This is a genomic window from Haloferax marinum (assembly GCF_009674625.1).
Lineage (GTDB): Archaea > Halobacteriota > Halobacteria > Halobacteriales > Haloferacaceae > Haloferax > Haloferax marinum.
Genome location: NZ_WKJQ01000001.1, coordinates 210,816 through 230,096, shown reverse-complemented (window position 1 = coordinate 230,096; position 19,281 = coordinate 210,816). Strand labels below are relative to the sequence as shown.

At 62.3% G+C, this 19,281-nt stretch carries 19 protein-coding genes; 6 read left to right on the top strand and 13 right to left on the bottom strand.

Annotated features, from left to right (window positions below):
- Positions 1 to 238: 238 nt before the first annotated feature.
- Both GJR99_RS01175 and GJR99_RS01170 read right to left on the bottom strand, forming a co-directional pair.
- A complete protein-coding gene (locus GJR99_RS01175; RefSeq protein ID WP_151108847.1) occupies positions 239 to 985 on the bottom strand; it encodes a proteasome assembly chaperone family protein in 747 nt (248 codons plus the stop codon).
- 97 nt (positions 986 to 1,082) lie between these two features.
- Positions 1,083 to 2,630, bottom strand: coding sequence for a globin-coupled sensor protein (locus GJR99_RS01170; RefSeq protein WP_225317585.1), 1,548 nt, complete (start codon positions 2,628 to 2,630; stop codon positions 1,083 to 1,085).
- Between the two features lie 229 nt (positions 2,631 to 2,859).
- On the opposite strand from GJR99_RS01170, the gene GJR99_RS01165 reads away from it, so the two are divergent.
- Together GJR99_RS01165 and GJR99_RS01160 are read left to right on the top strand one after the other, a co-directional pair.
- Entirely contained in the window at positions 2,860 to 3,801 is a 942-nt protein-coding gene (locus tag GJR99_RS01165; protein ID WP_151108845.1) for an RsmB/NOP family class I SAM-dependent RNA methyltransferase, read from the top strand.
- Positions 3,798 to 4,334 (top strand): DUF7122 family protein, encoded by a 537-nt coding sequence (locus tag GJR99_RS01160; protein ID WP_151108844.1) that lies wholly within the window; start codon positions 3,798 to 3,800, stop codon positions 4,332 to 4,334. The genes GJR99_RS01165 and GJR99_RS01160 overlap by 4 nt, the downstream gene beginning before the upstream one ends.
- Before the next feature lie 3 nt (positions 4,335 to 4,337).
- Here the strand turns inward: GJR99_RS01160 and GJR99_RS01155 are convergent, their stop codons facing one another.
- Positions 4,338 to 5,849 carry a DUF790 family protein gene (locus GJR99_RS01155; protein ID WP_151113793.1) on the bottom strand — a complete coding sequence of 504 codons (1,512 nt, stop codon included), beginning with the start codon at positions 5,847 to 5,849 and terminating at the stop codon, positions 4,338 to 4,340.
- A 153-nt stretch (positions 5,850 to 6,002) separates the two neighbouring features.
- Between GJR99_RS01155 and GJR99_RS01150 the strand changes: the two genes are divergently transcribed.
- Positions 6,003 to 6,395 carry a transcriptional initiation protein Tat gene (locus tag GJR99_RS01150; protein WP_151108843.1) on the top strand — a complete coding sequence of 131 codons (393 nt, stop codon included), beginning with the start codon at positions 6,003 to 6,005 and terminating at the stop codon, positions 6,393 to 6,395.
- Positions 6,396 to 6,398: 3 nt separating this feature from the next.
- Here the strand turns inward: GJR99_RS01150 and GJR99_RS01145 are convergent, their stop codons facing one another.
- The gene (locus tag GJR99_RS01145; RefSeq protein ID WP_151108842.1) at positions 6,399 to 7,757 is read right to left on the bottom strand and encodes a DEAD/DEAH box helicase family protein; all 1,359 of its coding nucleotides are present in this window, start codon (positions 7,755 to 7,757) and stop codon (positions 6,399 to 6,401) included.
- Between the two features lie 111 nt (positions 7,758 to 7,868).
- Here GJR99_RS01145 and GJR99_RS17330 point away from each other — a divergent pair, with 111 nt between their 5' ends.
- Complete coding sequence (locus GJR99_RS17330) at positions 7,869 to 8,018, top strand: hypothetical protein (protein ID WP_191967049.1); 150 nt, start codon at positions 7,869 to 7,871, stop codon at positions 8,016 to 8,018.
- A gap of 14 nt (positions 8,019 to 8,032) precedes the next feature.
- Here GJR99_RS17330 and GJR99_RS01140 read toward each other — a convergent pair whose 3' ends face one another.
- The 4 genes from GJR99_RS01140 to GJR99_RS01125 are packed head-to-tail and all read right to left on the bottom strand — an operon-like array spanning position 8,033 to position 11,196.
- Positions 8,033 to 8,491, bottom strand: coding sequence for a hypothetical protein (locus GJR99_RS01140; RefSeq protein ID WP_151108841.1), 459 nt, complete (start codon positions 8,489 to 8,491; stop codon positions 8,033 to 8,035).
- Between the two features lie 31 nt (positions 8,492 to 8,522).
- A complete protein-coding gene (locus GJR99_RS01135) occupies positions 8,523 to 9,287 on the bottom strand; it encodes an ABC transporter ATP-binding protein (RefSeq protein ID WP_151108840.1) in 765 nt (254 codons plus the stop codon).
- On the bottom strand, positions 9,284 to 10,153 hold the full coding sequence (locus GJR99_RS01130) for an ABC transporter permease (protein ID WP_151108839.1): 870 nt from the start codon (positions 10,151 to 10,153) through the stop codon (positions 9,284 to 9,286). Before GJR99_RS01130 ends, GJR99_RS01135 begins: the two co-directional genes overlap by 4 nt.
- The gene (locus tag GJR99_RS01125; protein WP_151108838.1) at positions 10,150 to 11,196 is read right to left on the bottom strand and encodes an ABC transporter substrate-binding protein; all 1,047 of its coding nucleotides are present in this window, start codon (positions 11,194 to 11,196) and stop codon (positions 10,150 to 10,152) included. The genes GJR99_RS01130 and GJR99_RS01125 overlap by 4 nt, the downstream gene beginning before the upstream one ends.
- 257 nt (positions 11,197 to 11,453) lie before the next feature.
- On the opposite strand from GJR99_RS01125, the gene GJR99_RS01120 reads away from it, so the two are divergent.
- Together GJR99_RS01120 and GJR99_RS01115 are read left to right on the top strand one after the other, a co-directional pair.
- Entirely contained in the window at positions 11,454 to 12,575 is a 1,122-nt protein-coding gene (locus tag GJR99_RS01120; protein ID WP_151108837.1) for a pyridoxal phosphate-dependent aminotransferase, read from the top strand.
- Positions 12,576 to 12,704: 129 nt separating this feature from the next.
- Complete coding sequence (locus tag GJR99_RS01115; protein WP_151108836.1) at positions 12,705 to 14,270, top strand: Na+/H+ antiporter NhaC family protein; 1,566 nt, start codon at positions 12,705 to 12,707, stop codon at positions 14,268 to 14,270.
- Positions 14,271 to 14,376: 106 nt separating this feature from the next.
- Here the strand turns inward: GJR99_RS01115 and GJR99_RS01110 are convergent, their stop codons facing one another.
- From GJR99_RS01110 to GJR99_RS01090, 5 genes are all read right to left on the bottom strand, one after another.
- Positions 14,377 to 14,790: a DUF5367 family protein gene (locus GJR99_RS01110; protein WP_151108835.1), complete on the bottom strand. Its 414-nt coding sequence runs from the start codon at positions 14,788 to 14,790 to the stop codon at positions 14,377 to 14,379.
- 65 nt (positions 14,791 to 14,855) lie between these two features.
- Positions 14,856 to 15,857 carry a CapA family protein gene (locus GJR99_RS01105; RefSeq protein ID WP_151108834.1) on the bottom strand — a complete coding sequence of 334 codons (1,002 nt, stop codon included), beginning with the start codon at positions 15,855 to 15,857 and terminating at the stop codon, positions 14,856 to 14,858.
- Positions 15,858 to 16,176: 319 nt separating this feature from the next.
- Positions 16,177 to 17,352, bottom strand: coding sequence for a redox-regulated ATPase YchF (locus GJR99_RS01100; protein WP_151108833.1), 1,176 nt, complete (start codon positions 17,350 to 17,352; stop codon positions 16,177 to 16,179).
- 78 nt (positions 17,353 to 17,430) lie between these two features.
- On the bottom strand, positions 17,431 to 18,300 hold the full coding sequence (locus GJR99_RS01095; RefSeq protein WP_151108832.1) for a DUF4349 domain-containing protein: 870 nt from the start codon (positions 18,298 to 18,300) through the stop codon (positions 17,431 to 17,433).
- Between the two features lie 67 nt (positions 18,301 to 18,367).
- A complete protein-coding gene (locus GJR99_RS01090; protein WP_151108831.1) occupies positions 18,368 to 19,219 on the bottom strand; it encodes a polymer-forming cytoskeletal protein in 852 nt (283 codons plus the stop codon).
- Between the last annotated feature and the right edge of the window lie 62 nt (positions 19,220 to 19,281).

Below are 19,281 nucleotides of genomic sequence, written 5' to 3'. Positions count from 1 at the left end.
ACTGCGCCCCGGCCGAAAGGTTCTCACTGTTGGGGTGTATTCGCCGGTTCGTTTTCGGTCGGAGGTGGGTCTAACTTCCCACCACGCATTTCGTTCTGACTCCCCACCACGCATTTCGTTCTGACTCCCCACCACGCATTCCGTTCTGACTCCCCACCACGCATTCCGTTCTGACTCCCCACCACGCATTCCGTTCTGACTCCCCACCACGCATTCCGTTCTGACTCCCCACCACGCGTTACTGGTACATCCCGAGTGGCCGTGCTTGCGAACTCTCTTCGTCGGCCTGTTGCATCTGCTTGGCCAGATTCTCTTTCGCCTGTCGAATCTCGGCCGCGCTGTCGACCAGGTCGTCGACCGGAACCTCGATACCCGTCAGGGGTTCGATTCCTTGTTTGATGATGATTCGAGCCGCCTCGGGGTCGGGGAACTGCGGGTCCGACTCGACGATGAGTCCGAACGCCGGTGTTCCACGCTGAACCGAATAGTTCAGCATCGCGCCAGTCGGCCCCGAGATGAGTCCCGTCTCCGTCGGGAGGCCGATACCCGCCTCTTCCAACCGGTCCAAGACACCGTCGCTCCCGACACCGTAGAGCGCCGGCACCCCGTCGGACTTCTGTCGTGCGATACCAGAGAGGTAAATCGGCGTCACGTCGAGGTCTGCAATCCACGAGTCGAGACACGTCGCGAGTTCGGTCGCCGACTCGGGGCGAATCGGGATGTCACTCTGAAGCACGAGTAAGTCGTGTTCGGCGTCGGCGTAGAGTCGGACGGGCGGATGGAGCGTCGGTGACCCCTCCATGTACACTGCAACTTTGGGAACACCCCCACAGTAGACGTCACCGTAGTGCGTCATATCGAACACCTCGACGAGGTGGTCGGCCGCGATTTTTCCAACGAGTCCCACACCGGGGAGTCCCTCGACGAGCGTCGGAGAGTCCAACTGGTCGGTGAGTTCGTCAGCGAAGACGCGTATTTGTGCCATATGTCAACGTGGGTGCCCGCGTGTGGTAAATCCGACGGGGGTGTGTACCGCAAAAGCCGACCGCTGAACCCCGTGGCACCCCCGAAGACGAGCGGGTTTAGGACTCGTCGGTGAGACGGCCGACCGTGTCGGCGATTTCGGTAACCTGTTCGGCCTGTCGCTGGTTCGCTTCCGAGACGGTCGCGACTTCTTCGCGTATCTCCGAGGCACGCATCGCGACTTCGTCCATCATACTCGTAATCTCGGTCATCGACGTCGCCTGTTCGTCCGTCGCGTCCGACACCTCGCGAATCCCCGCCGCAGTGTCCTCGACAGCGGCGACGATTTCACCGAGGTTCTCCATCGCAGACTCGACTTCGTCGATGCCCTCGTCGAGTCTGACGGTGGTCTGTTCGATGTTCTTGGCCGTCTCGTCTGTGTCGTCTTGAATCCGCCTGATGACCGACTCTATCTCGCCGACTTGCGCTTTCGACTCTTCTGCGAGCGACTTGACCTCCTCGGCGACGACGGCGAACCCGTCGCCCGCGTCACCTGCCCGTGCGGCCTCGATGGAGGCGTTGAGTGCCAGCAGGTTGGTCTGGTCGGCGATGCCGGTGATTATCTCGACCACTTCGTCGATTTCGTCGACACGAGTTCTGAGTTGGTCCACGTCGTCTGCGACGCCTTCTGCGGAGTCGCTGACTTCAGCCATCGCACCGAGTGCCTCGCCTGCGGCCTCCTGACCGTGACGAGCGAGCGACTCGGCGCGTCCACTCGTCTCTTCGACTTCGGTCGCCGTCGCCGCAATCTCTTCGACCGTCGCACTCATCGACGACACTTCGTCGGCGACCGACCGCGTACTTTCGGACTGTATCGACGCAGAGTCCCGAATCGTCGCTGCCCGTGTAGTGACTTTCTCGGCGTCCTCGGAGAGTTCGTCGACGGTCTCTCTGACCTCTTTGGTGACGTGTTCACGCCGCTCGAGTTCGTCTTCTATCTGACTGCTGTACGAGTGGATGTAGGTGTCCATCGCGACCTGTTGGTCGAGCGTGACGAGTTTGAGGACGGACATGAAGTTCTCGTACACTTCGTCGAGCGCCTCCTCGGGAGAGAGCCCATCCGAATCTGTCTCGACTGCGCCGTCGGTCGCGGCTTTCGCTCCAGAGAGTCGTTCACGAAGTGAGGGTTTCGTCGTCTCGACGGCCGGTTCGGTGCTGGCAAGCCGCGATTTTGCGTCCTCGACGATTGCTCCGAACAGTCCCTCGTAGTACACCGAGTACGCGCCGAGGTAGATTTTCGGCCCGAGTTCCAGCATGTCGTGAATCTTCCCGATACGTGCCCGTCTTTCGAAGTAGTCGCACCCGTACGAACCGTTCGTCAGGTCGTCGAGGTAGGCGTGCTGGGACCCCTTCAGCGCCTCGACCGACTTCGTCGAGCGCCCCAGAATCGACTCCGTCTCGTCGTCTCGCAGAATGTTGTCGTAGAACTCTTCGACGAGTGGTTCGGCCACGTCGTCGAACGTGTCAGAGAGCGCATCGAGACGTCTTGCGTCGGCCTCGGTAAACCGCGTGAACCTCTTTCGCCACTCGACTTCGTCGTCGTCGATTCCGATTTCGGCACAGAGTGCCCCACCATCGACCGTGCTCCGCTTTTCGCTCGTAATCAACACTCCATCAGCTCCCCCAGTCTGATTTACGTTCATTGTGCTCAACTGTGCAGTTATCAGCCAATACAGCTCATAAAAGTGAGCCCCAAATTATACGTTTTGAGAAGGGGGGCCTGAATACTGGGGACAATACTGTCAGATGGGCGTCCGCCGAGATACTTCGTGTTTCTCACACGAGAGCCCCGGCCACTCCGAAACCGACAAACGCACCCACACGGAATCGAGTGGTATGAACCCGCTCCAGCGGTACGCGCCACTCGTGGACGACGAGGAGGCATTCTTGGAGGCCTGCGAGCGGCCTCTTCCGTCTGTCGTCCGGGTCAACACCATCAAGGCCACAGTGGAGCGTGCCCGCGAGGCACTCGACGACGAGGGCGTCAGCTACGAACCGACCGACTGGCACCCCGGTATCCTGAAACTCGAAGACAGTACTGCAGGAACGAACTGGCCGTACTTCCACGGTTGGCTCCACGGACAAGAAGAAGTCTCTGCACTCCCGGCAATCGCACTCGACCCGCAACCTGGCGAGCGTGTCTGGGACACCTGCGCCGCACCGGGGTCGAAGACGACCCAGATAGCCGCCATGATGAACGACGAGGGCGTCCTCGTCGGCAACGACAACAATCTCGGCCGACTCTCGGCACTCCGTCACAACGCCGAACGACTCGGTGTGACGAATCTCGTCGTGACGAATCAGGACGCACGAAACTTCTCGATGAAACCGTTCGGCGAGCAGACGCCGGACGAACCGGGCGCATTCTCGCAGTTCGACCGCGTCCTCGTCGACGCACCGTGTTCCTGTGAGGGCACGTGTCGAAAGAACCCTGACGTCCTCGACGAGTGGACGATGAACCACGTCCAGAGCGTCGCCGGCATCCAGAAAGGCATCCTCCGCCGCGCCGTCCAGGTGACGAAACCCGGTGGCACCGTCGTCTACTCTACGTGCACGTTCGCGCCCGAAGAGAACGAAGCGGTCCTCGACTTCGTCCTCGAACGGGAAGACTGCGAAGTCGTCGAGTGGGACGTGCCTGCTGGCTTCGAAACGTCTCCCGGCGTCACCGAGTGGGAAGACGAAGAGTACGACCCCTCGGTCACCAAGGCCCGACGTGTCTACCCACATCAGAACGACACGGGCGGCTTTTTCACCGCGAAACTGGAGGTCCAAGGATGAGAGACGAAACCGCCGAAGACGAAAACTGGGGCCAACAGTTCGACCGCCTCCCAGAGACGCCCGACGACAGAGTCGTCGAAGGGCGTCCGTCTCGCGAAGAAGTCGTCGACTGGTGGGAAGAGCGGTTCGGACTCGACCCCGAGACGTTCGACCACTACACGTTCTGGGAGAAAGGCGCGGGGAAGATTTGGGCGTTCCCCGCCGAGATGGTCGACCCGATTCAGGTCGAAGGGCTCGGGATGCGTATCCTCCGAACGCGACAGCGACACTGGAAGCCTTCGACCAACGCAGTCCAGCGATTCTGCCGGGACGCGACGAAGAACGTCATCGAACTCGGTCCGGGCGAAGCCAAAGCCTTCGTCGCCGGCCACGACCAGCAACTCGACCGCTGGGAGGGCGATTGGGGCTATCTCGTCGCCGCCCACGAACTCGCCGGCGAACTCGAACCGCTCGGTGTGGGCCTGTATCTCCACGGGGAACTCCGCTCGACGGTCCCGAAGGGCCGGCAAGAAGACCTCTCGAAACTCGACTGACCGTTAGTCTTCGTCCTTTTTCCGAACCGTTCCCCCGGTCAGCCCTTCCCACTCGACGCGGTATCCGAGACGTGAGAGAACAGCACTCGCGTCGCCGAGTCCCCGTGTATCGAGGACCGACTCCACGTCCGAGAGCGACATCCCTGCTTCGACCGCTTCCGCGACCGAATCGAGGACTCGTTGGCGAACGAGTGTCCGGCCGACGCGTTCGTGCTCTGGGAACGCCACGTCGTCGAGGACGGACTCGCTCACGCCGAGGTCGGTAGCTAACTGTTCGAGTGAGAGTGCGTCGTCGTCGGGGCGCAGTTCGTCGGGGAGGGCGTCGGCAGACGCCGACGTCAACTCGACTTCGTACTCCCGAAGCACGTCTACTACGTCCTTTACACGCACGGACCCGGTGTACGGAATCGCCCGGTGGTCGCGGGCCTCGATGTCCTCGCTGACGCCGAGTGACGAATCGACGGCGACGAGCATCTCGACGTCCGCCACGTCGTCCAGTTGCCCAAGTTTCTTCTCGACGTAGTCGGGCGTCCAAAAGCCCATTATCTCGAAGAACACCCGAAAGTCGCCGAACTCGTAGTCGAAGGCGAAGTCGGGAATCATCACGCTCGTCCCCGTCTCCAGCGGTTCTGGTTCCCGGACCAACTCCCAGTCGAGGTCGAGACCGCGGAACCGGGCGGCGAAGTCGGCTTCGACGTCGCTGTCGAATCCGGGTTCGGCCATCGGTTCGACGCCCGGAACCGACACGTCGTCGCTCGTCAGGTGCATCTCGCGTTCACGCCCCCTGTCGTCGATGGTCGCCGTGAGTCGCCACTCGTCGGCGGCAGCGACAGACCGCAGGAGACGGGCGAAGGCGGTTCCGTATCGTCGCGTCCGTCGAAACAGTGCGTCCGGTCCAGTGACGACGACTTCGCGGCCAGCGTCGGTCTTCCGAATCTCGTACATCAGTCGCAGTCGCTTGACTGCCGAGACGAGCGCCTTCGGGTCCGAACTCCGAACGCGGACGTCTGTGGCGTCGAAAAGAGCCGTCTGAGCCAACGAGAGGTTATATTGCACGAGCAACTCGTCGGGCGTCCATCGCGGGTCGAAGTCGGCCAGAACCTGTTCGACGTCGCGGTCGGCCGTCAGCGACGCGTCCACCGCGTCGGCGGTCACTCCGAGCGCCGACGCTGCACGGTCGAGTGCCTCCGCACGTTCTTCGGATGTCGCAACGCCGCCGCCATCCATCGCCGCCTCGAACGCCGCACGACGTGCCCGGACCGGCGGAACCGCCGCCCGTGTCTCGAACACCGCTTCGCGGTCGAGTAGTGACGCGAACCCGCGGACGAGTTTGAAGTCGTCGGCCTCGGATTCGAGCGCGGTGAGTGCCTCGTCGAGCGCGTCCCGAGAGTCACCGACGTGGCGCTGGAAGACGCCGAGCGTCTTCGCTGCGAGCGGGCGATTCTGTCGGCCGGCGAACTGCGGGTGGTAACCACCACCTGCCCGCGAGACGCGAAGGAGGTCCTTCGTCAGCACTATCGACACGAGGAGTGGACCGCACAAAAGCACCTCGGGCAGGCGGTCAGAGAGGCGAGTGGCCGTGCGACCGAACGACGGTGGCCGTGCGACCGAACGCCGAGCGCACCGACGGACGACAAGGTTCATGGCCCCCGCGACGGACCGCACAGTATGGAGCGACGACGCCTCCTCGGATTGGTCGCAGTCGGCCTCTCGTCGGGGTGTCTGAGTGGCCTCCCCACCGCGACGGGGCCTCGAAATCCACCCGAGGCACCGGCCGGGGAACCGCGACAGACACCGGAGATTCCACCGGTCCGAATCGCCACGTTCGACTTCGAATCGACCGACGATGGTCGCCTTCGAGTCTTCGGTGACGTCGTCAACGACGCCGGGTCGGAGCGTACCGTGACGGTCAGAGTTCGAGTGACCGTCGATGGAGACGAGTCGATTCGAGACACCGACGTGACAGTCCCGTCGGGCGAGACAGCGTCCTTCGGTGTCGTGTTCCCACTGGAGTACGACACGTTCGCCAGTGGCGGCGAACTCGACGTGACGATACTCTGAATCTCACCGTCTTCGGGCCGCGACCCGTTCTTCTGCCGTCTCGACGCTCACGAGTTCGTAGAGCAGCGCCGTCGAACCGTCGGCGTTCGGTCGCAGGATTCGGCCGAGTCGCTGGGTGAACTCACGTTCTGACCCCGACCCAGACAAGAGAATTCCGACGTTCGCGTCCGGGACGTCCACCCCTTCGTCGAGGACGTTCGCCGCGACGACGGTGTCGTACGTGCCGTTTCGGAACCGGTCGAGAATCTCTCTGCGTTCTTTCGTTCCCGTCTCGTTGGTAATCGGCGGCACGAGGAACCGACGTGAGATTCGGTAGACGAGGTCCGTCGAGGCGGTGAAGATGATGATTCTGTCGTCGCGGTGGCGGGCGAGGAGTCGGGCGAGTTTGTCCACCTTCGCGTCGGAGTTCAACATCACGTCGCGGGCGCGTTGCTTGGCCAGCAAGGCCTCCCGCGCCCGCGGGTCGTTCCCCGAACGCATCACGAGTTTCTGGTAGTCGCTCCCCGACTGCATCGACAGCCCCGAGCGCTTCAGATAGTTCACGAACGTCGATTGCGCGTCGTCGTACGTCTCTCGCTCCTCGTCGGTGAGTTCGACTTCGATGCGCCGGACTTCGTAGTCTGCGAGGTGGCTGCCCGCCAGGTCGTCTACGTCGAGTTCGTACACGCGCGGGCCGACGAGTTCGGCGACCTGTTCGTGTGCGCCGTCCGGTCGTTCGAACGTCGCCGTCAGGCCGAGTCGAGCGGGTGCCGTGAGGAATCGCGGGATGTCCTGGTAGCCCTGTCCGCCGAGGTGGTGAACTTCGTCGAAGACGACGAGTCCGAAGTCGCCACCGACGTCGTCGGCGCGGAGATACGCTGAATCGTACGTCGAAACCGTGATGGCTTCCTGTTTCTGTTCGCCGCCGCCGAACCGGCCCACTGGCACGTCGAACTCGGTCTCTAACTCCCTAATCCACTGGTCCTGTAAGTCGATGGTTGGGACGACGACGAGCGTCGGCACCGAGTGGGCCACCATCGCGCCGACGGCGAGGACGGTCTTTCCCGCGCCCGTCGGGAGTTCGACGACGCCGCGACTGTCGGCGTCGAGCCACGCGTCGAGGGCCGCCTGTTGGTACTCCCGAAGGTCGTAGGTGGTCGAAAGCGAGAGGTCCGTCTCGGTTGCGCCCGCGACGCGGTCGTCGAAGTCGATTCCGGCCGCGTCGAGGGCGGCACGAATCGCGACGTACTGCATCGCGGGCGCGCGATAGCCGCCGCTTCGTGGGTCGGATTCGACGTCTGACAGCCCGTCGAGTGCAGCAGCAGCGTCGGCGTCGTCGGTCTGCACGTGGACGGTTCCGTCCTCGAAGCGGAGGGTAGTCACTACTGCCGCGTTGGCGAGGGGAGGTGATAAATCGACGGCTGCGAGGGGATGTCGTTCGTCCCCCGAACGAGTGCCGAAGGTTCAAATCAGATGGCGGAGCAACGGACGTGTATGAGCGACGAACTGGACGACGCGGTGGCACAGTTCCTGAGCGACTACAACAGCGCGGTGAAAGAGTACGAGAAGGGCTACGTCGACGCCGACGCGACGCTGTCGGTCATCGACTCGCACGTCGAGGAGTTGCGAGAGGCGCGGGAGTAGGCGACTAACACGGGTTAAAACCACAGTGAGTCTGAACCACACCACTGGCGTTCCATTCGGATGTCGCCACTGTCGGTAATCTCGATGACGACCTCCGGTTCGTCAGCGCCGTAGTTTCCACGTTCGCAATCGGGGATGAACGTGAACTCCTCGGACGACCCATCCTGTGCGAGTTCGACCTGGACGATGTACGGGCGAGCAGGTGCGCGTGTGAAAACCTTCGCCCACGGGACGTGTTCCTCACCATCGTCCCGCGCGTCCAACTGCGTCGTGTCGGTGAAGACCGTTCCCTCGCTCAACTCCGTCGCGTCTCGTCGGACGAGACGGGTGGAGACAGTGTGCGGTTCGTCGTCGTAGTTCCGTAGTCTGAGATAGAGCATCGGGCGGGAGGACTGATACAGGTGATTGCCACCGTATGCGAGCATCCCGAGCCCGGCAACTGCGCCTGCGAGGACCTGTCGTCTGGAAGGCACGAGAAAACGTCGCGTGGCGAAGAATAAATGTCTACTCCCCAATAAGACCGCGAATCCGCTCGACGTACTCGGCGAACACGGGGTCGGTTCGCTCTCGTGGGCGGTCGATATCGACGCTGACGATTTCGCGGACACGACCGGGATTCGCGGCCATGACGACCACGCGGTCTGCGAGCGTCACCGCCTCCTCCACGTCGTGGGTGACGAAGAGGACGGTCTTGTCCGTCTCCGCCCAGATGTCGAGGAGTTCGCCGTGGAGCATGTCGCGGGTCTGGGCGTCGACTGCGCCGAACGGTTCGTCCATGAGGAGGAGTTCGGGGTCGACGGCGAGGGCGCGAGCGATGCCGACGCGCTGTTTCATCCCGCCGGAGAGTTCCTTCGGGTAGGCGTCGGCGAATCCGTCGAGGCCGACGAGGCGGAGCATCTCGTCCACGCGGGCCGAGCGCGTCGGTTCTTCGACGCCCTGTTCTTCGAGGCCGAACGCGACGTTCTCGGAGACGGTTCGCCACGGGAACAGACCGTACTCCTGGAACACCATGCCCCGGTCGGTTCCGGGGCCGGTGACGGGTTCGCCGTCGAGTGTGACGCCGCCGGCAGTCGCCTCTTCGAGGCCGGCGATGACGCGAAAGAGCGTCGTCTTTCCACACCCCGACGGGCCGACGATACAGACGAACTCTCCCTCTTCGACGGCGAAGTTCACGTCAGAGAGCGCTCTGACGGTCCGACTGTCCGATTCGTACACTTTGTCGAGCGATTCGACGGCGACGGTCGTCTCGGATTGGTGTTTTTGGCTCATGCTCTCCACTCCAGTGCCCGTCGTTCGACCCGGCGGAAGAGGCCGTCACTCACGAGGAAGACGAGACTGATGACGAGCATGTAGGCGACGGAGACGTCCATCGCGAGGTTCTGCGCCGTGTTGAGAATCTCGTAGCCGACGCCGACGCCGACGATGAGTTCGGCCGCGACGACAATCATCCAACACTGGCCGATGCTCGTCCGAATCCCAGTCATAATCGAGGGGCTGGCGGCCGGGACGACCACCTTCCGAATCATGGTCAGGTCGTCGTCGACGCCGAGGGTCGCCGCGACTTCTTTGAGGTCTGCGGAGACGCCTTCGACGCCGCCGTAGGCGCTGTAGAAGTTTATCCAGAACGACCCGATGGCGACGATGAACGTCGCACCCTTGTGGTTGACGCCGAGCCAGATGACGGCGAAGCCAATCCACGCCAGCGGGGGAATCGGTCGCAAGATGCGCGTGACGGGCGTGAAGACGCTATCGACGCGGTCGTTCCACCCCATCGCGATGCCTGCGGAGATACCGAGCGTCGTCCCGACGAGGAGGCCCGGAACGTAGTGATAGAGGCTCTGGACGAGTTTGGCGAGGAGGCGCGTCGCGGGGAGTTCGATACCTGTGAGTGGAATCGCCAGCGTCGCCGGGGCAGTGAGTTCCGTGACGAACGCCGCGAACACTTCGACCGGCGACGGAAGGAGATACGTCGGTTGGAACAGCGCGGCGACGTACCAGATGGTGAGGAAGCCAGCGAACCCTGCGAAGGCTAGCCCAGTCTGCTCCGAGGAGAACTGGGCGAGACGGTCGAGCAGTCGCGCTCGCTCGTCGGTCTCCGAGAACGCCACGTTCGCGTTGACTTCGTCGTTGCTCATAGTTCGTCGTAGACGCCGTAGTCGAACAGTTCGTCGACGGTCAACTGTGCCTCCGTCTTGCCGAGCGTCTGGGCGTACTCTGCGAAGATTTTCGCCCCGCCTTCGATGTCGTGCGGGTTCGTGATGAAGTCCGAAGCACGCGAGTCGAGCGCTTCCGTAGCCGTCCCGACCGGCAGCGCGCTCTCACCGATGACCGTACTCGCGTGTTCGGCCGCTTTCTGCGGGTTGTCGGCGACGAACTGCGTGGCCTTCTGGTGCAGGCGGACGAACTCGGACGCAATCTCACGGTTCTCCTCGCGGAGTCGGTCGTGCATGAGCGTCACCGCGGCCGGTTGGCCGGGCATGAAGTCGCCCGCCCACGCGATAGATTGGAAAGGTGCGTCGTTGGCGTCGACAACGGTCGGGACGGGTTCCATGATGCTCGTCCCGTCTATCTTGTTCGACAGAAGCGCCTGCTGGACCGCCGCCGCGCCGCCGAGTCCTTTGATGTTCACGTCTTCTTCTGGGTCGAGTCCGAGCGTGTTCTGGACCCAGTAGCGAAGCAGGATGTCCGGAACCGACCCCGGCGGGAAGGTGCCGAAGGTGAACTTGCGGCCCTTCTGTTCTTCGAACTTCGTGAACGCTTCCTTGCCGTGTTCGGCGTACAGCGCGGCGAACTCGTCGTTCGCGAGAATCTTCATCGCGTTCTTGATGTTCGCCGCCGTAATCTTCGCGGGAATCCCCTTGTCGACGACAATCATCGCCGGAACGATACCGAACATCATCACGTCGAAGTCACCCTTCGCGGAGGCCTGCACGATGCTCGGCCCGTCGGAGAACTTCTTGCCCGACACGGGAACAGAAAGTTCGTCGAACATGCCCTCTTCTTGCATCACGAAGTACTGCATGTCGGGATAGATGGGCATGTAGGCGACGTTGAGTTCGTCGAGGCTACTCCCACCCGACCCTCCGAGACAGCCTGCAAACCCAGCGGTTGCCGCGAGTCCGGTGGTCTGCAGGAATCTTCTACGAGTTGTCGAAGTCGGTCGTGGTGCCTCAGTCATTACACCCCTGTACTTACTACACCCTTATTCGGGCGACGCACGCGGTAATGATAGACGCGTCGTGGGTCACCGAGAGAACCACCGCAGACACCACACGAACCGCTCCAAACCCTTGGAAACAGAGAATTCGACGAATGTACCTCTCACAGATACCGGAGTTTGTTACCGGAGAGTGGTGTCGAAATCGTCGTCAGCGTGACGATTTGGGGCGAGTGTGCGTGGGAAGAACTATCCCGAATGCCGACGCCGGATAGGGTATGACACACTTCTCCGACCGAGTGGAGCAGATATCTATCAGTGGCATTCGCAAGGTGTTCGAGGCGGCGGGCGAAGACGCCATCAACCTCGGACTGGGGCAACCGGATTTCCCCGCACCTGACCACGCTCGTCAGGCGGCCATCGAGGCTATCGAGTCGGGCGAAGCAGACGGCTACACCGAGAACAAGGGTCTGCAGAGTCTCCGCGAAGCAATCGCGGCGAAGCACCGTCGCGACCAGGGAATCGACCTCGACCCCGACGACGTCATCGCCACCGCCGGCGGGAGCGAAGCCCTCCACATCGCCATCGAGGCCCACGTGAACCAGGGCGACGAAGTCATCATCCCCGACCCCGGATTCGTCTCGTACGACGCGCTGACGAAACTCGCCGGTGGCAAACCCGTCCCCGTCCCCCTCCGTGACGACCTGACGCTCGACCCCGACGACGTCGAAGCGGCCATCACCGAAGACACCGCGGCGTTCGTCGTGAACAGTCCCGGCAACCCGACTGGTGCCGTCTCCCCACCGGAAGACATCGAGGCCTTCGCCCGCATCGCGGACGAACACGACGTGCTCTGTATCTCCGACGAAGTCTACGAGTACACGGTCTTCGACGGTGAACACCGGTCACCGATAGAGTTCGCGGAGACGGACAACGTCGTCGTCGTCAACTCGGCGTCGAAGCTCTTTTCCATGACTGGCTGGCGTCTCGGATGGGTCTACGGGTCGTCACGGCGGGTCGAACGAATGGTTCGTGTCCACCAGTACGTCCAGGCGTGTGCCTCTGCGCCGGCACAGTTCGCCGCCGAAGCAGCACTGACCGGTCCCCAAGACCGTATCGACGAGATGACCGAGACGTTCCGCGAACGCCGTGACCTCGTCGTGGATGGCCTCGAAGACATCGGCTTGCGTGTCCCGACGCCGAAGGGTGCGTTCTACGCCATGCCCGAAGTTCCCGAGGGCTTCGTCGACGAGTGTATCGACCGAGGCGTCATCATCGTCCCCGGCGACGCGTTCGGGGAGAACGGCGCGGGGTACGCTCGACTCTCGTACGCGACGGACACCGACTCGCTGCGTGAAGCTATCGACATCATGCGCGAGGCGTACGACGCGGTCGTGTGAGAGAAAACCACGAGACTGCCCGCTGATTCGAAGCCCGAACTACGACAACGAACCACATTTCGTTCGTTTTATTTGTTCGATAGTGAGTGAAAACCGTTAAATTCCTGAATCCGTGATAAAACGATTGTCATGCCCGCAGAGACGTACGGAGTAATCAGTCTGCTCCCAGCGCTCTTCGCCATCGTGTTGACGCTGGTGAGTCGGCAAGTACTCCTGTCACTGTTTACCGGAATTTGGATCGGTGCGACCATCTTGGTTGGGTGGAACCCAGTCGGTGGGGTTGCACACTCACTCCAGTTGGTCATAGACAACGTCACGGCGTCGTTCAACAGCAAACTCCTGCTGTTTACGTTCCTCTCGGGGGCGATGCTGGGGATGATTTTCCTCTCGGGTGGAATGAACGCGCTCGCACAGCGCATCATCGCCCGCATCAAGACCCGAAAGCAGGCGGAACTCGGGACGGGCGTCCTCGGGATGCTCATCTTCGTCGACTCCTACGCGAGTACGATGATTACGGGGTCGGTGATGCGACCGATTACCGACAAGTTCGACATCAGTCGTGAGAAACTCGCGTACATCCTCGACTCCACTACGTCGCCGGTGGTGAGCGTCGCCGTCGTCTCGACGTGGGTCGGTTTCGAAGTCGGCCTCATCAAAGAACAGTTCACGGCGCTCGGCATCGACCAGAGCGCGTTCGTCGTGTTCCTCCAGAGCATCCCCTTCCGCTTCTACAGTCTGCTGGCGGTGGTGCTCGTGTTCATCCTCATCGGCATGGGGTGGAACTTCGGTCCGATGAAGCGTGCCGAACGTCGCGCCAAAGAAGAAGGGAAAGTTCTCGGCGACGACGCCGACCCGCTCATCGAGACGCGTGAAGAAGACATCGTCACGCCGGACCACGTCGATTCGCGCTGGTGGTACTTCGCCGCGCCAATCGTCGCCCTCGTCTTCGTGACTGGGTTCGGTCTGCTCTACTCCGGTGGGTGGCCGACGAAGGCACCCGTCGAAGCACTCAAAGGTGCCGCGACGGCAGACTCCATCCTCTGGGGCGTCTTCTCGGCGTGTGCGCTGTTGCTCGCCATCCTCGTGGGGCACGCCCGCGTCGAACTCGAAGCCATCAGCGACTCCATCTTCGAGGGGTTCAAGATGGTCATGTTCCCCGTCGCCGTCCTCTCGTTGGCGTGGACCATCGGTTCGGTCAGTGAGGCACTCGGCGTCGGTCCCTACGTCGTCAGCGTCGCAGAAGGCGTCATCACGCCGGAACTCCTCCCGGCAATCGTCTTCCTCGCGGCGGCAATCATCTCCTTTTCCATCGGCACCTCGTGGGGGACGATGGGAATCATGTTCCCCGTCGCAGTGCCCCTCGCGTTCAACCTCGGCGCACCCCTGCCGGGTGCAATCGGGGCCATCCTCACCGGGTCGCTCTTCGGTGACCACTGCTCGCCTATCAGCGACACGACGGTGCTGTCGTCGATGTTCGCCGGTGCAGACCACGTCGACCACGTGAACACGCAGATTCCGTACGCCGTCTTGGCCGGTACCATCGCGACGGGTCTGTTTCTCGCGAGTGGATACGGCGTCGGTGCGATTCCGCTCCTCGCGGCAGGCGTCGTCGTCCTCTTCGGCGTCGCGTACTACCTCTCAGAACACGCTGACACGACTGTTCCGACCGCGTTCGGAACGTCGTCCGACGACTAAACGCTCGGCCCACGACGGGCCGGCCCTTCTATTTAGAGCGAGTGTCGACAGGACCGGTCAGTCGTCGGTCTCTTCGCAGTCGTCGGGTGATTGCAACGACAGTACCTCACCGAGAGAGAAATCCTGCGACCAACACCGTCGCGTAGGCCAAGAGTAAGAGTCCGCCAAAGAGTCCGGCAGCGGCGAGGCTCATATTCGGGTAGACGACCGAAAACAACGCCGTCGAAACCGCGTCGACAAGCATTCCTGGGACGACGAGAAGGACAGCGCCCTCACGTCGTTCTACTCCGTCGAGGCCGCGCCAGCGGAACACGGCAACAGCAAGTCCCCACATCAAGGGGATAGTCAGTACGAAGATGGCAGCGACGACCACCGGGTTCGACGGGTCCAACACCAGATGTCCCACGATACGAAAGACCAGGCCCGCAACGAGCGCGATAGCGAGACCGATTCCGAGAAGAACGCGCGTCTCCGACGTAGAGAGTCGTGACCGCACGAAGACCTGTGAGCCAGTTGCCATACACAGTCGTACGCAGACAACAGGTATCAGCGTTCGCGCTCTGACGGGAAGACCCTCGAACCGGATTACTGCGGGAGGCGGACGACGAGCGCCTCGTCTTCGACGTCGACCACCGTGTCGAACGGAGACGACCGTTCGACCATCTTCTCACGACACCACGTCGCCACCGCTGGAAATGCCTCGTGAACGGCGAATTCTGCGATTTCGGTCGGGACCATCCGAAGCTTCTGGACGACTCCCGTCTCGGTCACTTCGACTTCGAAGAGAAAGCTCCGGTCGTTTCGCAACACCGAATCGACTGCGTAGTCGTCGACGAAGTCGCCCGTGTCGTAGAGGATGAGCGAGTCGTCGAACAGTTCGACGCCCTGGAACGCGTGTGCGCTGTGGCCGTGGACGATATCGGCACCGTGTTCGACCAGCCATCGTGCGAACTGCTGGAACGATGGTGGTGGGTACTCACGCATGTTCGGCCCCCAGTGCGACGAGACGACGAGAAGGTCCGGGTCGCCCGCTCGAGCACGTGCGAGTGCGTCACCGACGCGTTCGAGACACGCTTCGTCGTTCGGGTCGATTTCGACGTAGGCCGTGCCCGGTTCGTCGGCGGCGGCGGCGAACTCCGGCGTGTTGTCGGTGAAGGCGACGAACGCGATATCGAGTCCAGCGACGCGAACGTGACTCGGTTGCCACGCGTCGGCCTCGGTTCGACCGGCACCGCCGTACGGAATACCTCCCGATTCGAGGGCCACGAACGTATCTTCCAGGGCGTCTTCACCGAAGTCGAGGACGTGATTGTTGGCGAGCGCCGTCCACGTGACGCCAACGTCCTGCAATGCTGGAATCGCCCACGCTGGGTCGGCACGGAAGTGGAAGGGGTGGTGTGTGAGGGTCCACGGTCGCCCCCGCGTCGAGAGACAGCATTCGAGATTGATGAAGAGACCATCGAGCTCCGAGAGCAACTCTCGCATCGACCCCCACACGGCGTGCGGTGGACGGTGTTCTTGCCGCTGGTTCACGAGTCTCCCCAACATCACGTCTCCCGTGAACCCGAGTGTGACCGTCTCAGACATCCTCCCACCACCATGCGTGAGGTACCCTGTGTCGCACCATACCCCTGTGTCCAACCAAACCCCTGTGTCGCACCATACTGAGAGAACGTGCGCGAGCACCGTCAACACTTGTCACAGATTTTGAAACGTTTGCGTCAGGAGGCGGCGCAAACGACGTCGGTGCACAGGACACTCAGCGTGGTGAAATTGGGGTCGATAGATATTGCGCTCACAGAGCCAATTCTGTATAGCAATATATGGTGTATGGGTGGCGAGGCCGACACACTGCTACTCGGTAGAACACCACACGAAAACGGAGAGAAAGACAGCGCTCTGCCAGTTATTTGGCCGTCGAGACGATTTTGATGACGTCGCCTTCACTGAGTTCGTGGTCTTCTGCGATTCGGCGTTTCGACTTCGCGTCGACCGCGTGGAGGTAGCCGTCACCGATGTCGGAGTGGACTGCGTACGCGAGGTCACGTGGCGTCGACCCCCGTGGGAGCAAGAAGGCGTCCGGCAGGACGTTCCCCGTCCCGTCGGTCCACTTCGACTCGTTTTGGACCGGGTAGACCGTGATGTGGTCGAGGACGTCGTAGACCGCCGTGTCGATGGCGTTCTGGATACCGGTCCCGCCGTGTTCGGCCATCAAGTCACCAATTCGTTCGAGTCCCTTCTGTTGGGCGCCGCTGACGTCACCGACGAGTTCGAAGTCGTCGTCACCGGGATGGTAGTCGACGATGCCGGCCTCTCGTGCCCGGCGGAGCGCGAGTTCTCCGTCTGCGGTGGCCGCGATGACGGGCTTTCCAGTTGCAGCGAGTCGTTCGAGGTTCTCCTCGGGTGCGATGTCGACCTTGTTGGCGACGAGGATGATGGGTTTCGTCCGCTGGCGAATCGCTCTCGCGAGGACGAGACGGTCTTCGTCGGTCCACTCGCGAGGATTCGGGGAGTACTCGAGTTCTCGGAGGACGGCCTGGATGTCGTACTCGCTCGCGCCGACACCAGTCAACAGGTCTGCGAGGGCGTCGTCGAGGTCGAAATCTGGCGAGCGAGATTTCCGGACGACGGTCTCCCAATTCCGTTCGACGATACCCGCCAACCACTGTTCGAGTTCTTCTTCGATGAAATCGACTTCTTCGACGGGGTCGAACGTCCCGACTTCGACGGGTTCGCCTTCTGCGTTCGTGCCGCCGGAGGCATCGACCACGTTGACGATGACGTCCGCGTTCGTGAGTTCGTCGAGGAACTGGTTACCGAGGCCGCGGCCCTCGTGCGCACCGGGGACGAGGCCGGCAACGTCGACGAGTTCGACAGAGACGTACCGAATACCGTCTTCGCAGTTCCCACAACGTTCGTCGCGGTCGAGACAGGGACACCGTGTCCGCGCGTGCGTGACACCGCGGTTGGCGTCGATAGTCGTGAACGGATAGTTTGCAACGTCTACCTCCGCGAGCGTCGAGGCAGTGTAGAACGTCGACTTGCCGGCGTTCGGTTTACCGGCGAGTGCGAGTGAGAGCATGCGTGGACGAACGTCGCGGAGGCGGAAAAACGCTCCCCGTGAGACGAGAAAAAAAAATCGGAGACGGGCGGGAAGTCGCTAGGAGATTCGCTTGAGTGCTGCGCGCCCGGCGACGACCGCACCACCGCCGAAGAGGGCGAACAGCCCACCGAAGACGATGACGTACGGTGCAGCGTACGCGAACGCGACGACCATCGCTCGAAGCGTGACGAACACGCCGTTGACCGATTCAGAGAACGCTTCGAGGACGGGCGTGTCGTACCACTGCGCTGGGCCCGGTGGTCGCTCTGAGAGTGAGATTCGAACCGTCGAGAGCGCAGCACGGTCTTCGAGCGACTCTTGTCTCGCTTCGAGTCGTTCGATTTCAGTCTGTACTTCGGTGAGGCGTCGTTCGACCGCGAGCACGTCTTGGGTCGTGTTCGCGTCCTCGTAGAGTTCACGGAGGCGGTCACGCTGGGCACGGAGGTTGCTGAGTCGGGCCTCGATATCGACCAGTTGGTCGGTGACGTCTTCGGAGCTCGTATCGACGTGTTCGACCTCACCGAGCGTCTTCGCGTCGGCGACGAACGCCGAGAAGTTCTCGGAGGGGACGCGGACGACGAGTTCGCCAGCGCGGTAGGTGCCGCCACTCTGCCGAACGACGCGCTCGTTCGAGTCACTCACGTAGCCACCGTAGGACTCCGCCAGCGCTTCGGCGTCGTCGCGTGAGGTGTTGAACTGCTCGACGGTGAGGCTGAGCCGGCCGTTTTTGATGATGGCGCGCTGTTGCACTTGCGGCAACTCGTCGCCACCACTGCCAGCCTGTTCGACTTCTTCACCGCCCGTCACGTCAGCAGACATGCTGACACTCTCTCCGCCGCCGTCAGCGCCGCCCATATTGGCGCCGCCAGTACATCCTGCGAGAACCACGAGGAGGGCAACCGCGAAAAGTCTCAGTCGATTGTCCATACACGACAGTCACCAGCAGATGGCCTAAACGTTGGGTAGACTCAAACAGCGACTGTTCTTATCCAACTCATTCGGCGTCGCGGCCGAAGTTGTCGCGGTGGATACGCATCTCACCGCGGGCGCGCATCGTCCCGTCGACGAGAGCCCCCTGTTCGAGCAAGAGGTCCTTACAGGAGACGTCGCCGAGGACGCGTGCACCTTCTTCGATGACGACTTCGCCGTTTCGAGTGGTCACGTCGCCGTGGATTCGAGTGCCCGACCCGACGACGATGTCGTTGCGGGCGCGGAGGCTCCCGAAGACGTTGTTGTCCTCGCCGAGGTCGATAGACCGGGCGCGGATGTTTCCGTGGATGCGACACGACGACCCGATATCTGCGGGCGTCGAGACACGCCACGCGTCGTCGGAGACCGTGGCGTTTCGGGGGATGATGAGTGGGTCGTTCGGCGACTCGCCCTGTAACGTCTCGGCGAGTTCGTCGGCCGCTTCGTCTTCCCCCAGTCTGAGCAGTTGCGAGAGGACGATGAAGTAGAAGACGAGCGTCGGGACCGGGTTGCGGATGACGATCCATCCGTTGGCCTCGAATCCCTCCTCGATGTCGACGTCGTCACCGATATCGAGGTCGCCAGAGACCATGAGTCGCCCCGCGATGTGAACGCGTTCTCCCAGATACGCGTCTTCACCGACGAGGACGTTTCCAGCGACGTCGTCCAGCAAGTCCAATCGGCAGTCGCCTTCTGCCTCGATATCGCCGCCGAAGGTGACGCGTTCGCCGGCCAAGACGTTCCGGCCGCGAACACCGAACTCGATGGTGCTTTGGCCACCGACGACGACGTCGCCGTCGGTTACGAGGTCGTGTTCCTCGACGGTCGTCTCGTCAGGGATTTCGAGCGCTTCGAGCGGGTCCGTACCCAGTGACACACCCGGACCCAACACGCCGGCCATAATAAACGACCCGCAAGACACACGTCTGACGCGCCTGC

Excerpts from the sequence above, each read along its gene's own strand:
- GJR99_RS01100 (WP_151108833.1), bottom strand. The coding sequence starts at position 17,352 with ATGCTCTCACTCGCACTCGCCGGTAAACCGAACGCCGGCAAGTCGACG.
- GJR99_RS01135 (WP_151108840.1), bottom strand. The coding sequence starts at position 9,287 with ATGAGCCAAAAACACCAATCCGAGACGACCGTCGCCGTCGAATCGCTC.
- GJR99_RS17330 (WP_191967049.1), top strand. The coding sequence starts at position 7,869 with ATGAGCGACGAACTGGACGACGCGGTGGCACAGTTCCTGAGCGACTAC.
- GJR99_RS01130 (WP_151108839.1), bottom strand. The coding sequence starts at position 10,153 with ATGAGCAACGACGAAGTCAACGCGAACGTGGCGTTCTCGGAGACCGAC.
- GJR99_RS01175 (WP_151108847.1), bottom strand. The coding sequence starts at position 985 with ATGGCACAAATACGCGTCTTCGCTGACGAACTCACCGACCAGTTGGAC.
- GJR99_RS01105 (WP_151108834.1), bottom strand. The coding sequence starts at position 15,857 with ATGTCTGAGACGGTCACACTCGGGTTCACGGGAGACGTGATGTTGGGG.
- GJR99_RS01095 (WP_151108832.1), bottom strand. The coding sequence starts at position 18,300 with ATGGACAATCGACTGAGACTTTTCGCGGTTGCCCTCCTCGTGGTTCTC.
- GJR99_RS01150 (WP_151108843.1), top strand. The coding sequence starts at position 6,003 with ATGGAGCGACGACGCCTCCTCGGATTGGTCGCAGTCGGCCTCTCGTCG.
- GJR99_RS01115 (WP_151108836.1), top strand. The coding sequence starts at position 12,705 with ATGCCCGCAGAGACGTACGGAGTAATCAGTCTGCTCCCAGCGCTCTTC.
- GJR99_RS01120 (WP_151108837.1), top strand. The coding sequence starts at position 11,454 with ATGACACACTTCTCCGACCGAGTGGAGCAGATATCTATCAGTGGCATT.
- GJR99_RS01110 (WP_151108835.1), bottom strand. The coding sequence starts at position 14,790 with ATGGCAACTGGCTCACAGGTCTTCGTGCGGTCACGACTCTCTACGTCG.
- GJR99_RS01160 (WP_151108844.1), top strand. The coding sequence starts at position 3,798 with ATGAGAGACGAAACCGCCGAAGACGAAAACTGGGGCCAACAGTTCGAC.
- GJR99_RS01125 (WP_151108838.1), bottom strand. The coding sequence starts at position 11,196 with ATGACTGAGGCACCACGACCGACTTCGACAACTCGTAGAAGATTCCTG.
- GJR99_RS01165 (WP_151108845.1), top strand. The coding sequence starts at position 2,860 with ATGAACCCGCTCCAGCGGTACGCGCCACTCGTGGACGACGAGGAGGCA.